Genomic DNA, 13,487 nt, shown 5'->3' with positions numbered 1-13,487 from the left:
CAAGTGGCAACGAAGATATTAACTTTCACAAACTTATCTTTGTCGGGCATGAAACCACAGTTCCTCATTGCCGCGCCTCACAGCGGCGCCGGTAAAACGACCGTCACCCTTGCTTTGCTGCGGGCGTTGGAGCGCAGCGGCCGACGGGTACAACCTTTCAAATGCGGTCCGGATTACCTGGACCCGAAACATCATACGCTGGCTGCCGGGCAGGAGAGCGTCAACCTCGACGCCTTTATGATGACGGCGCAGCACCTGCCGGAGGTGTACCAGCGGTACACGCAGCAGGCAGACGTCAGCATTATCGAAGGGGTGATGGGACTGTTCGACGGCGCCCGGAAGATGGAAGGCAGCAGCGCCGCGCTCGCCGCTCTGCTGGATGTTCCGGTGATACTGGTGGTCGATGCGCAGGCGATGGCTTACTCTGCCGCCGCCCTGTTATACGGCTACAAACACTTTTTCCCGGACATCACGCTGGCCGGCGTCATTTTCAATTTCGTGAATGCTCCTGCCCACTATCGTATACTGGAAGAAGCCGCCGCCGATGCCGGTGTGCCGGTACTGGGCTACCTGCCGGAACGGGCGGATATCCGGATTCCCTCCCGCCATCTCGGATTACACATTTCCGCGGAAACGGATTACAACGCTATTATCGACGCGGCAGCCGGTCATCTCAGTGCGCATATCGATATAGAACGGTTACTGCAACAGACGCTGCGCCCGGTAGCCACACCGGTGACCGGGGCTGCCGGCTCCTCCGGCGTGCTACGGATCGCGATCGCAAAAGACGAGGCTTTTAATTTTACCTACCGGGAAAATATCGCCGCATTATCACAGCTGGGCGTTATTCATTATTTCAGTCCGCTCACCGATACTACGCTGCCTCCCGCCGACCTCCTGTACTTTCCCGGCGGCTACCCGGAGCTGCACCTCCCGCAACTGGCTGCCAACACCGGCTTATTACAACAGCTACGGCAGTACGAAGGACGGATACTGGCCGAATGCGGCGGCATGATGTATCTCGGCGAAAATATCGTCGATGAAACCGGACACCCCTGGAACATGGCGGGCCTGTTGCCCGTCAGCACCAGTATGCAACAGCCGGCACTCACAATCGGCTACCGCGAGGTCCATATCGGAGACGTCATTTTCAAGGGGCATGAATTTCACTATTCTCATTATGTGAAGGCGCCAGACATCACCGATCCGGCTATACGCGTATGGAACGCGCGGCAGGAAGTCATTCCGGGAACAGTGTTTCACACGCCGCGTTTACTGGCAGGCTATATGCATTTTTATTGGGGAGATAATGTGGCAGGGTTACAACGGGTGCTGGGATTACCCGGATGATTATTCTCTTTTCAATACCCCCGGCGTATACCAGGGCACTCCCAACGCCCCCTGGTGCAATTCCATTTTTACCACTTCACCGACGGCAGTTGCCTCGTACTTCTTCTTTTTAACCGCAATAGACACCGCGGATTTCACCGGCCCCCACGGCCTCACCATCAAAAAATAGCTGGTCATCCTTCGTTTGCTGATTCTTTTGTCGTAAACGGTTGTTTCAAATACTTGCGGAGGGCTATGATCGAAGAAAGTATTCAGGTAAACAAGCGAACTATAAGATGCCGGGATAAAGAAAACCAGAAAGCCAATGACGGCCCATAATTTCCTCAAGAAGATCGTTTTCCAGTGCCGGATAGCGAAAACAACAACTAAGGTAAACACACCGGTGATGATCAAGGCAACTTTGAGCAAAACCCATTGCTCCAGGCTGAATACCGGTACGCCAAATACAAATAAACCGATGGCACAAAATGCAATGGTCAATGCAACACTGGGCAGGGTTGTTCTTTTCCGTTCATCCAGAATAATCAGCAAGCCTTTATGATATTCCAGCGCCGCTACCGTGACCGGCAACAAAAGCATAAGCAGCAAAGGCAACCACGGCAGATATCGGCCCATAAAGATACTCAGCAACATCAGCACGAAAGCAGTTCCGTTCAACAGCCATGCAGTATTTCTGGCCATCCTCAGCTCATGCTGAAGATAAACATCTGTCGGCAATACCTCCTCCTCCTTCGATTGTTCCGTCAGGTCGGGATAACGGGCCATGATCCATCGTGCCAGGCTATCATAGTTCACCCGCCTGGTGGCAATTTTGAATTTTCGTTTAGCGCTGCCTGCAGGCAGCAGCACCAAGCGACCTGCTTCCAACCGGTAGCCTCTCACCTCCTGCCACAGCAGTTCCCGGCGAAACAGAAAAGACCGGTAACGGAGACCTTTTTCATCGGAAGAAACTACAGACAATATTTCACTGATAACATAGAACACCACCGCGATACAAGGTATCATACCGATAAATCCCCAGAGGGTATCTTCCCGCGACTGGACTCCGGCCACGATGGTTACGCCAATCGTCGTCAGGGGTATCAGGGCAAACGGGGATATCAAACACAAAATAAAGATGCGGAAGCCGCGGCTGTAGGTATATACTTGCTGCATAAAGGGTTAATACAATAAAAACTGACGGCAAACATAAGCAAAAAAGACGAATAAGTGCTGTTATACGGCAGCAACGATCAATAATGTGACGGCATCAATGGCCGGTACCATGGCAGCCCCAAAGCCCCCTGGTGCAGTTCCATCCTTATCGTATCGTTGATCGCGGCCGCATCGTATTTTCTCTTCCCGACAGAAATTGACCTCCCTGATTTTTCCGGCCCCCATGGTAACACCACCAGGTAGTAACTGGTGAATTCCCCTGTGCTGATCCTTTTCCCGGAAACAGTTGTTTCAAAAAACTGTGGCGTACTACGATCGAAGAACGTATTCAGATATACGATTGACCCGAAGGAGGCCGGGATAAAAAAAATCAAAAAGCTGATGATCCCCCAGATCTTATTGCCGACAGAGATTTTCATACGCCGCGAAGAGAAAACAACCAGTAAAGTGAATACCGCAGTAACCCCCAAAGCGTCCAGCCATAATGTGTGCAGCCGGAGGCTGTAGACATGGGCACCAACAGCAAACAGTCCCGCTGCTGCAAACAACACCGCCAGTAAAACGGCAGGCAGTGTTCCGTCCTTTTTGTTTTCCGAAACGATGAGCCACCCTTTGTGATATACCAACGCTGCCGGTATGGCCGTCAGCACCACAATCAGCAGTAACGGTACCCAGGGCAGCGTAGTGGTAAAGGGTAAAGGACGAAAAAAAGGCAAACAGGCTACCATTAATGCGAAAGCCGCGAAGTTAAATCCTCTGGCTGTATACCTGGCCATTCTTATTTTATGGGGATAGTCAGGATCTGCCTGGTACGCCGCCAGGCGGACGGCGTCCGTTACTTTATCGCTCAGATCAGGATAACGGGCCATGATCCAGTCGCTTATTTTGTAGCAATGACGGCGCTGGCCGGATACCCTTACCTTCTTTTTACCTTTAAAAGCGGGCATGAGTATCAGTGTCCCTTCTTTCCACCGGTACCCTCTTATCTCATCCCACAAAAGTTCCCGCTTATATAAAAAAGACCGGTAGCGTATGCCGTCACCATCCGACGTTACCACAGACAACATCTCGTTGATACAGTAAAGCACTAAAAGGACACCGGGCAGGATGCTAACAAACGCAATAAAAGCCTCCTGCAAAGACTTAATACCATAGATGATAATAGCATAGAAGGCCATCAGGGGCATCGCGGCAACCGGTGCCATCAAACAAAAAACAAAGATGCGGAAACCGCGGCTGTAGGTATAGTGTTCCTGCATATTGGGTTACTACAATAAAAATCCGGCAACAAACATAAGGAAAAAAGCGTTCCCCTATGCCCGTTACCGGACCTTATCTTGTAAGCAGCGCGTTTATTGTTTAAATACGTCGTCGCTGACGTTGCTGTTGATCACCGCTTTCACCACTTTTACATCGGTATCGAAGCCGCCGGCGGTGGTACGGTACCGGAACGGTATCTGTACGCCGCTGACATCGCGGTATTCGAGGTAGTCAATAACAGCGTTTTTGCCAGGAGATCCTTCCTGCCCGCTGAGCGTGGCAGCACGTACTTTCAGACCTGTTTTGATGCTGTAGTAGTTTTTGAGCAGGCTGCCATCGGGCGTGGCGATGGTCAGCACGTAGGTCTCTTCATCATTGACCTGTTCTGTCAGGGGCGCCAGTTCCATCTTTACGGCATCCGGCGATTCCAGGAAAGTGAGTTCGGGGAAGAGCAGGTTTCTTTCTTTCAGCATGCTTTTTTCCGGGGCTGTCAGGGGTGTTTCGCGGCCCATCTGCCACAGCCTTACGGAGTCGCCGTTGATGATCAGTTTATGCACTACGCCGTTGATAGCCGGTACATTTACCGCCTGCCAGACCTTGCCGGGCATTTTATTGATCAGTTTAAGTTCCACTTCAGTGCCCTGTGCTTCTCCCTGTGCATCCACAGACAGATCTTTGACGTCCTTCAGTTTTTCTTTGCCGCCGATCGCGTCCACGTAACGGCTCAGGACAGTAGTGGCGGTCGTTCCTGCCGGCACCGGTTTACCGGTTTCTGCTTTCCAGCTGTTATTGGCGGGGTTTACGTCCGGCATTTCGCCCTGGGGATCGATCACAACGCTGGCCAGTTTTACTGTGGACGGGTGGTGATAGGCCCAGGTAGACCCACGCTGCCAGATTTCCACCGGCAGGCGTACGGTATCGCGCTGACCGTTTTCATCGCGGATGGCCAGTACCACCGGCATGGGCAGCTGCTCCAGGTTCTGCAGCGTGATGATAGCTCCATTCGCCGGATCGTTGCCTTTATAGCTCACACTTTTAACCGCCTGGTCCAGTTTCCAGGTGTTGAAGAACCATCCGCGCCAGAACCACGCCAGGTCCTCTCCTGCCGCGTTCTCCATGGAGCGGAAAAAGTCCCACGGCGTGGGATGTTTAAAGGCCCAGCGTTTAATATATTCTTTGAAGGCGTAGTCAAAACGCTCGGGGCCCAGTATGTGGTCCCGCAGCAATTTCAGGCCCATGGCCGGCTTATAATAGGCAGCGATGCCGTTGTAACGGAGGCCGATCACGTCCGGCGTATTCATGATAGCTTCCGCATTGGAGCCGAATATCATGGGTGCTGCACGTTGTGCCGATTGATCGGAGTTGAATTCTCCTTTGTTGAATGCTGCCGCGGCGATACCATTGATAAAGGTGTTGAAGCCTTCATCCATCCAGGCATACTTACGTTCGTTGGAACCCACGATCATGGGGAACCAGTTATGTCCGAATTCGTGGCTGGTAACGCCCCACAGTCCGCCTTTGGAAGATTTCCAGGAGCAGAACACGATACCGGGATATTCCATGCCGCCTACTATGCCGGCCACGTTGGTAGCTACAGGATAGGTGTAGGGATACCATTGCCGGGAATAGTGTTCGATGCTTCCTTTGACAAACTCGGTGGAGCGGCGCCATGCGTTGGGAGCAGATGATTCCGCCGGATATACCGACTGCGCGAGCGCTGTTTTTCCGCCGGGCAGGTTCATGCGGGCGGCGTCCCAGATAAAGGCGCCGGATGCAGCCCAGGCCACATCGCGGGATTCTTTGCACACAAAATGCCAGGTGCGGTTACCTTTCACGGCTGCATGATGAAACTCGGTAGTGTCGCGGATCATTACAGTAGCGTCGCTGTTGCGCGCCTTCGCTATCCTTGCCGCTTCCGTGGCGTTGAGCACCTGTGCTTCATTGACCAGCGAGCCGGAACCTGCTACCACCATGTTGGCCGGCGCGGTAATGGTGTAGTCGAAGTTGCCATATTCCAGGTAAAACTCTGACGCGCCCAGGTAAGGAATATTGTTCCAGCCCAGCACATCGTCATATACCGCCATCCGGGGGTACCACTGGGCAATTTCGTATATCCATCCGTGACGGGTGTTCAGCCTGCCGGTACGATCGGTGCCGTATTCGGGTATGGTGTAGCTGTAGTCTATTTTAAGCTGCAGGCTGCCGCCGGGTTTCATGGCGTCTGTCAGCCGTACCTGCATACGGGTATCGTCTACCAGGTAATTGGCCGCACTGCTTTTTCCGTTGCTCACCACCTCAACTGACTTCAGCTCAAACCCATTGGAATAGCTGCGGTTGGCAAAGCGATCGCCGGTAGCGGCTACCGTAGCCGTGCCGCGGGAATCCTTACGGTACACGTTCTGGTCCATCTGCAACCAAAGGAAAGGCAGACGGTCGGGGCTGTTGTTTTTATAGGTGATTACTACGGTGCCGGATACCCGGTGTTGCAGGGTATCGAGGGTGACCGCTATCTTGTAGTCAGCCGCATTTTGCCAGTATTTAGGCCCGGGTTGCCCGCCCGCGCTCCTATACTCATTTCCGTTGGCCGGATAAAATAAAGGGGAAAATGCCTCGTGATGGTCATACCGGGAAACCGGTGTGTTCTGTGACAGGCCTGACTGTGCTATCCCGCACAGTAACAGGGAAGCCAGCGAATAAAGCTTGCGTAGTTTCATCTGGTAGCGATAAATTAGATTTTGTGGTCTCTAAATATACAGCGTTTTACCGGGTTTAACCTTTACGGATTTTGACCATTATCCAATTAAATCAGGCCGGCAGAGCGGTATATCCGTCATCGCCAGCCTTTTACCAGGAAAACAAAGCAGGTTATGGCCGCGTCGGCACATGAGCAAACGCAGGCGGAGAACCAGGCCCCCGTCTTTTCGTTTCACGGAATTAACGGAAACGGCTATACTGCCGGATATCCGGCCCCCGTACTTTTCGTTGCTGTCAGGAAACAGCTACTGAAATAATTTCTTTACATGTTTCAACCGGAAAGCGAAAATAATGCTCAATACGCCGGTCACCCAGAAGGCGGCGGCCATTACACCCAGAATGGTAGCCACGCCCAATGCGGGATTGTCGAGGATCACAATGGAGATCATAATCAGCAGGATACCGCCCAACAATACCCAGCCCCAGTTGGGGACCTTGTCTGTGCTGAGCGCTATGGCGAACACAATCAGGCTGATGCCTTTGAACATGAACCAGAAGCCCAGGAAAATAGGGATGACGGCCATACTGATGGCGGGATACAACATGAGGATAAAGCCCACTACGAGGTCGATAATACCGGAGGCCAGCGACCATCCCCAGCCATGCATGGACCTTCGGTTACCGGTAGCGAAAATGATCTCAAAAATGCCTGTCACAAACAGGGTTACACTGAAAAAGATACTGAGCAACACGTAGCTGCTGAATGGATTACTGAAAACAATGAAGCCCGCAATGATAAAGATGATGCCGTTGAGCAGATAAAGCCACCAATACTTTACATTGCTGCGGATAGCTGACAGGACCTGTGACATATATTAGTTTTATTTAAATGGTGTAAAATACTTATAACACAATGAGTATGTATAAGTTGGTTAACAGTTATCTGCCTAAAAAGTTCAGGATGAGGAAGGAAGGAATCGCCGGTGAAATGCCCTAACTTTGTCAAAATGATTTAAATCATAATTTTAATAGACCACGGAAACTATATTTGCAGAATGAATAAGGCGATCAAGCAAGACAGAAAATCACCAAACTGGTGGCATCAAGTGGACTTTCTGGGAATTCACGCGGTTCCCCTGCTGGCTTTCTTTACCGGCACCACTGCTTTTGACTGGATACTGTGCGGCGTATTGTACGTAGTGCGCATGTTTTTTGTGACGGCCGGTTATCACCGGTATTTTTCTCATCGCGCTTTTAAAACGTCGCGATTTTTTCAATTCATCCTTGCGGGCGGAGCACAGAGCAGCTTACAGAAAGGTGCGCTCTGGTGGTCAGCCAATCACCGTATTCACCACAAACACAGTGATACGCCGGACGACCCTCACTCTGCCAACATCTATGGTATCTGGTACGCCCACATCGGCTGGATCATGGGCCCTGAATACAAACCTACCCGTTTTGACCTGATCAAAGACCACAAAGCGAAAGAATTGTTCTGGCTCAACAAATGGCATATGGTGCCTGCCGTTATACTGGCGATCGCGGTATATTTCGTGGGCAACAAAGTAAACGGCACCGGATGGTTCGACTGGACAGCGGGTCTTTCTACCCTGCTGATCGGTTTCTTCCTGAGCACCGTTATCCTGTATCACGGTACTTTCACCATCAACTCCCTGATGCACAAAATCGGCAACCAGCGTTATTATACCGGCGACCAGTCCCGCAACAGCCTCATTCTGGCGCTGATCACCCTGGGAGAAGGATGGCATAACAACCACCACTACTACCAGAGCGCTGCCCGCCAGGGCTTCTACTGGTGGGAAATCGACATCAGCTACTATGTGATCAAAACACTGGGCTGGCTGGGCATTGTATGGGATATCCGTCCTGTACCGTCCAAAGTACAGAACAGCAATAAGCTGAAAGATATCAAAGAAGGACGTGTAGCCGTGCCCGAAGCACAATTGCAGGATTAATTACGAATTACGAATTTCTTAAGCGAAGACCTGAGCGAATCATCGGCTCAGGTCTTCGCTTTTATGGTTCAGAAATTAATCTCCCATATTAATTCGTAATTCGTAATTCATTCCTGATTTATTATCTTGTTTGCCGGAAAAAAATCACCCTCCATGCAATATACACCCGCTACTGACAGATATGACGCCATGACGTACAACCGTTGCGGCAAAAGCGGCCTGCAACTGCCGGCCATATCACTTGGCCTGTGGCACAACTTCGGCTCCATCGACAACTATGAAAATGGCCGCAGCATCATCCGCCGGGCTTTTGACAAAGGAATCACCCATTTTGACCTTGCCAACAACTATGGCCCGGTGCCAGGCAGTGCTGAAGAGAACTTCGGACGTATCCTACGGCAGGATTTCACCGGGCATCTGCGCGACGAGCTGGTGATCTCCACCAAGGCGGGCTACCTGATGTGGCCCGGCCCATATGGCGACAAAGGCTCCCGTAAATATCTCGTCTCCAGCTTAGACCAGAGCCTCCGTCGTATGGGGCTGGAATATGTAGACATTTTCTATTCCCACCGCCCCGATCCGGAAACACCCATAGAAGAAACCATGGGCGCGCTGCACAGCATCGTGCAACAAGGGAAAGCGCTCTATGTGGGCCTTTCCAACTACACCGCAGAACAGACAAAAGAGGCCGTCGCCGTACTGAAATCACTGGGTACGCCCTGCCTGATCCATCAACCTAAATACAGCATGTTTGAAAGGTGGGTAGAAAACGGTCTGCTTGATGTGCTGGAGACTAACGGTATCGGCTGTATTCCGTTCTCTCCGCTGGCACAGGGCCTGCTCACCGACCGCTATCTGAACGGTATTCCTGCAGGGTCACGCGCCAGCAAGCCCAGTGGCTTCCTGCAGGAAAATGAAGTATCTGAGGAGAAGATCGCTAAAATCAGCCAGCTCAACAGCCTCGCGCAGGAGCGCGGACAGTCCCTTGCCCAGATGGCGCTGGCCTGGATACTGAAAGACAAACGTATCACCACGGTATTGATCGGCGCGAGTTCCGTCGCCCAGCTGGACAACAACCTGGATACGCTGAAGAACGTGTCTTTCACCGCTGAAGAACTGGAGAAAATCGAAAATATCCTGCACGGCCGGGGCTAACGCCCCGGGCCGCAGGCCTTACCCGCGGGGTTTTGCTCTTTCATATTGTACCGGCCATTTCACGCTGGTATCGCCCAGCTGATGTGCCGCCCGTAAAGGAAAATAAGGATCGCGCAGCAGTTCACGCGCCAGCAGCACTATGTCTGCCCGTCCCTGTTCAATAACAGATTCTGCTTCCTGCGCCGTGGTAATCAGCCCTACCGCGCCGGTCGCTATCTTTGCTTCTTTTTTGATTTTCTCCGCGAAAGGCACCTGGTATAACGGTCCGACGCTAATTTTCTGATGCGGCACCAGTCCGCCGGACGAACAATCGATCAGGTCCACTTCCTCCTCTCTGAGCAAGGCCGCCAACCGGGCAGACTGCTCCGGGTCCCAGCCGCCGGGCGCCCAGTCAGTTGCAGAAATGCGCACCAGCAGCGGCAGTTCCGCAGGCCACACCGCCCGCACCGATTCTACTGTCTGTAACAGCAACCGTATCCTGTTTTCAAAACTTCCGCCATATTCGTCGGTCCGCTGGTTGCTCAGCGGCGACAGAAAACTGTGCAGCAGGTAACCATGCGCCGCATGTATCTCCACAACTTTAAAACCGGCCTGCAGCGCCCTGGCGGCCGCTTTCCTGAAGTCGTTCAGCACATCCAGTATTCCTTCCTGCGTGAGGGCTACCGGCATCGGATATACGTCGTTGAACGGAATAGCACTGGGGCCGTATACTTCCCATCCGCCATTCTCCGGCGCCACTTTACCGCTTCCCTCCCATGGCCTTAATGTGCTGGCTTTTCTGCCGGCATGCGCCAGTTGTATGCCCGGCACGGCGCCCTGCGCAGCTACAAATGTTGTGATGCGCTGCAGCATGGAAATATGTTCATCTTTCCAGATGCCAAGGTCCTGGGGGGAAATACGGCCTTCAGGAGATACGGCCGCTGCTTCTGTCAGCACCAGGCCGGCACCGCCTACCGCCCGGCTGCCCAGATGTACCAGGTGCCAGTCGTTGGCAAAGCCATCCTCCGAAGAATACTCACACATGGGAGAAACAGCGATGCGGTTACGCAGCGTAACGGTCCTCAGCTGCAACGGACTAAATAAATGCGCCATGGGCTCTCGATTTAACAATTTAAAAATAAGGTATTCTTCCCGAACAGCCATCTTACCAGGTATGGCTAATTCACCGGGCAAATGAAGCAACATTCAACAAATAACGCCTACATTTGAAGATGATACCGAATATCGAAATGCACCGGCAACAGCTCGCCACACAGGGATACACTGTGCTGGAAAACGTGTTTTCCGGCGATGAAGTACAGGCCATCCTGCACCTGATATCACAGGCAGATATGAGCCAGGCCGTATTCCGCAAAACGGCCGACCTGTTTGCCATCCGGCAGTTCCTGCAATCGGTGCCGCATGTGCGGCCTGCTATCTTTACACCAGCGCTGACCTACCTTATTCATACGTTGTTCGGAGAGGATTATGTGCCGGTGAAATCCATCTACTTTGATAAACCCGGACAATCCAACTGGTTTGTGGCCTGGCATCAGGACCTCACCATTTCTGTGAAGGAACGGCTACCGGTGGAAGGTTTCGGACCGTGGACCGTCAAACAAAACCAGTTTGCCGTACAGCCTCCGTTGTGGCTGCTGGAGAATATCTATACCATCCGTCTTCATCTCGATGATACCGACGCGCAGAACGGTGCGCTGAAAGTAATCCCGGGCACGCATTTACAGGGCATTGTCCGTCCGGATACCCTTTCCCCGCAGGAAACACCGGAAGTCAGCTGCGGCGTTAAAAGCGGCGGGATCATGATCATGCGGCCATTGCTGATGCATGCGTCTTCCCGCAGCACCAGCGGCTCCAACCGCCGCGTGGTACATATGGAATTTTCCAATCGTAGTCTGCCCGGCGGGCTAAGCTGGTCAGAAAATATTTAGGAATTCTTTGATTTACGGATTTCGGGATTTCAGGGATACCTGAAAAAAAGATAAAAACAAAAGGTCGAAGCAATGTGTATCGCTTCGACCTTTGTTTGTTTTATGCGCCTTTTAATTCCGGAAATTCCAAAATCCGTAAATCAAAAAATCCGCAAATCAATATCCGGGATTTTGTTGCAGTTGTGATATGCCGTTTTTCACGCTCAGGTCTATCTGGCGCTGTGGGATCGGATAGTATTTGTTCCTTGCCGAGAAGTTGCCGGTGGCAATATCTGAGGTAACCGTTTTCTCATAAGCGAAGTAGCGGTTAATTTCGGTCTGTGCCAGTCCCCATCTTACCAGGTCGAAGAAACGATGTCCTTCCATGGCCAGCTCCAGTTTACGTTCGAACCGGATGGCTTTCAGGGCATAGTCTTTCCCGCCGCCGGCAAAGGCTCCGGCGGGGTACGGGCTGACGTGGTAATTAGCCGCAGGTTCTTCGGTATTGCCTCCCATCGGGTCTTCAGGATCGATATATTGCTTCACCCACCCTACCGGGTTGGCGGCCCGTTCTCTGACCATATTTACGTATGTCTGCGCTTTTTCGAGGCTACCGGCATTGGCCTGGCATTCGGCGGCCATCAGCAGTACGTCAGCATAGCGTATCAGCACGTAGTTGATCGCATTACCGGGCGCCCAGGAGTTGCCGTCGTAGAATTTGTCCTGGTTCACCTGCATGTATACGTTTTTGAGTGCGGCGTACGGACCGGCGGATTGCTGGTTACGTACCCATGCCATACCGGGATGCAGGCCCCAGTCGAGGAAAGGAATGCCTCTGCGGCCTACGGTCCAGTCGAGGCGCGGGTCCAGGTAGCCGTTATCCGGTGTGAAGGCAACGGTATCAGGCACGCCCATATCATTTTTAACCGGATGCAGGTTAAAATCATCGAGATAAGGCAGGCCTTTATCGGTGGTGCGGAAAGAGTTCACCAGGTCCTGGGAAGGCTGATAGAAGCCGCAGCAGCTGAAGGGGCCGTTGTACGGATAGTTCAGCATCTGTCCCTGGTTGGCGTTGCCGGTACCGCCGGAACCGTCGTTGGCGCTGTATTGTATGGAGAATACGGCCTCTTTGTTGTTTTCCGTGAAAGCGTCGAAGTTATCATGGAAATGTTCCATGAGGCCGAACTTCACGCCTTTGGCGGTGACGCCGGAGCTGATCACGTCTTCCAGCAGCGGCATGGCTGCGGCAAACTTGCTTTGGTAGAGCAATGTTTTAGCGAGGTAAGCCACTGCAGCCCATTTATTGGCACGTCCTATCTCCTTCTGTGTTTCAGGCAGATGATCAGCGGCATACTTAAAATCCGCCTCAATCATCGGCCAGATATCTTTATCATTCGGCAGTTTAAAATCGTCTACGATCAGTTTCTGGTAGCTGGTGGAGTTTTCATCCACCCAGGGTACGTTATTGAACAGTTTCTTCAGGTCGGAGTAGTAATGTCCGCGCAGGAAGCGGGCTTCCCCGGCTATCACCTGTTTTTCCGCATCTGTCATGTCTTTTACGTTGGCGAGTACGTGCAGCGTGAAGTTACAGCGGCGGATACCTTCATAGTTTACCCGCCATTTATCGTTGAAGAAGCCGTTGCTCGAGTTGGCGGCGAAGGTGACGATCTGGAGGATGGAAGCGGCGTCGCTGGGGTCGCTGCCTTTGTGGGCATCGCCGCCGGCCACGCTGCCGTAGATCCAGTTGTCCGGAGATACAGCATAACCGCTGCCGCCGGAGAGGTTGATCATGTCATCGTTGTAATCCTGTCCGTCGAGCGCGGCATAAGCGCCTATGAGCAGGGTGTTGACGCCTTTTTTATTGGTCAGGGCTTCTTCCTGTAAGGTAGATTGTGGCTGACGCTCGAGGAAACTCTTGCTGCAGCCTGCTAGTAGCAGTACGGTGAAAGAAGCGCCCAGTGCTATATGATACAATGTTTTCATGGTCCTG

10 protein-coding genes are annotated in these 13,487 nt (G+C 52.4%); 4 read left to right on the top strand and 6 right to left on the bottom strand.

Going from position 1 to position 13,487, the window contains the following annotated elements; all coding sequences use genetic code 11:
• Positions 1–48: 48 nt before the first annotated feature.
• Positions 49–1,350 (top strand): cobyrinic acid a,c-diamide synthase CobB, encoded by a 1,302-nt coding sequence (locus tag HF324_RS12485; RefSeq protein ID WP_168859913.1) that lies wholly within the window; start codon positions 49–51, stop codon positions 1,348–1,350.
• Here HF324_RS12485 and HF324_RS12480 read toward each other — a convergent pair whose 3' ends face one another.
• From HF324_RS12480 to HF324_RS12465, 4 genes are all read right to left on the bottom strand, one after another.
• On the bottom strand, positions 1,351–2,505 hold the full coding sequence (locus HF324_RS12480; protein WP_168802786.1) for a hypothetical protein: 1,155 nt from the start codon (positions 2,503–2,505) through the stop codon (positions 1,351–1,353).
• A gap of 77 nt (positions 2,506–2,582) precedes the next feature.
• Positions 2,583–3,764, bottom strand: coding sequence for a hypothetical protein (locus HF324_RS12475; RefSeq protein WP_168802785.1), 1,182 nt, complete (start codon positions 3,762–3,764; stop codon positions 2,583–2,585).
• A gap of 93 nt (positions 3,765–3,857) precedes the next feature.
• Positions 3,858–6,479 carry a M1 family metallopeptidase gene (locus HF324_RS12470; protein WP_168859912.1) on the bottom strand — a complete coding sequence of 874 codons (2,622 nt, stop codon included), beginning with the start codon at positions 6,477–6,479 and terminating at the stop codon, positions 3,858–3,860.
• Positions 6,480–6,764: 285 nt separating this feature from the next.
• On the bottom strand, positions 6,765–7,331 hold the full coding sequence (locus tag HF324_RS12465) for an HdeD family acid-resistance protein (protein ID WP_168802783.1): 567 nt from the start codon (positions 7,329–7,331) through the stop codon (positions 6,765–6,767).
• Between the two features lie 234 nt (positions 7,332–7,565).
• Between HF324_RS12465 and HF324_RS12460 the strand changes: the two genes are divergently transcribed.
• Positions 7,566–8,435 (top strand): acyl-CoA desaturase, encoded by an 870-nt coding sequence (locus tag HF324_RS12460; RefSeq protein WP_246269516.1) that lies wholly within the window; start codon positions 7,566–7,568, stop codon positions 8,433–8,435.
• A 153-nt stretch (positions 8,436–8,588) separates the two neighbouring features.
• Positions 8,589–9,590, top strand: coding sequence for an L-glyceraldehyde 3-phosphate reductase (gene mgrA / locus HF324_RS12455; protein ID WP_168859911.1), 1,002 nt, complete (start codon positions 8,589–8,591; stop codon positions 9,588–9,590).
• Between the two features lie 18 nt (positions 9,591–9,608).
• Here the strand turns inward: mgrA and HF324_RS12450 are convergent, their stop codons facing one another.
• Positions 9,609–10,682, bottom strand: a complete 1,074-nt coding sequence (locus HF324_RS12450) for an NADH:flavin oxidoreductase/NADH oxidase (protein ID WP_168802780.1) — start codon at positions 10,680–10,682, stop codon at positions 9,609–9,611.
• Between the two features lie 119 nt (positions 10,683–10,801).
• Between HF324_RS12450 and HF324_RS12445 the strand changes: the two genes are divergently transcribed.
• Entirely contained in the window at positions 10,802–11,518 is a 717-nt protein-coding gene (locus HF324_RS12445; RefSeq protein WP_193114992.1) for a phytanoyl-CoA dioxygenase family protein, read from the top strand.
• 156 nt (positions 11,519–11,674) lie between these two features.
• Here HF324_RS12445 and HF324_RS12440 read toward each other — a convergent pair whose 3' ends face one another.
• Positions 11,675–13,480: a RagB/SusD family nutrient uptake outer membrane protein gene (locus tag HF324_RS12440; protein WP_168859910.1), complete on the bottom strand. Its 1,806-nt coding sequence runs from the start codon at positions 13,478–13,480 to the stop codon at positions 11,675–11,677.
• Positions 13,481–13,487: the final 7 nt, after the last annotated feature.

Source organism: Chitinophaga oryzae (assembly GCF_012516375.2).
GTDB classification, from domain to species: domain Bacteria; phylum Bacteroidota; class Bacteroidia; order Chitinophagales; family Chitinophagaceae; genus Chitinophaga; species Chitinophaga oryzae.
This window is presented reverse-complemented; position numbering and strand designations above follow the sequence as displayed.